Origin of the sequence: Arthrobacter humicola, from assembly GCF_022803015.1 — a bacterium.
GTDB classification, from domain to species: domain Bacteria; phylum Actinomycetota; class Actinomycetes; order Actinomycetales; family Micrococcaceae; genus Arthrobacter; species Arthrobacter humicola_A.
The window spans coordinates 1-273 of record NZ_JAFKON010000067.1 but is presented as its reverse complement, the minus strand read 5'-3'; the positions used below and the strand labels follow the sequence as shown (position 1 = coordinate 273).

The window sequence follows — 273 nt, the reverse complement described above, 5'->3', positions numbered from 1 at the left end:
TACAAAGAAACAAGACTGCTTGCGTCCACTATGTGGTTCCCAAACAACAAACCCGTTACTTGACGGCACGTTGCGACAGGAACAAAACCACAACAAAATAACAACACCACAGATGTTGTAACCACAGATTTCCCCACCCCCGCCAACAGCGGGTGCGTGGCGGAGCAAGGGTTACGGCGGTCATAGCGTGGGGGAAACGCCCGGTCCCATCCCGAACCCGGAAGCTAAGACCCACAGCGCCGATGGTACTGCACCCGGGAGGGTGTGGGAGAG

The 273-nt window shown here is 56.4% G+C and carries 1 rRNA gene; it reads left to right on the top strand.

The features are described 5' to 3' along the window. Nucleotides 1-172 precede the first annotated feature (172 nt). A 5S ribosomal RNA gene (gene rrf / locus ARTB_RS21470) occupies nt 173-273 on the top strand; the annotation flags it as partial.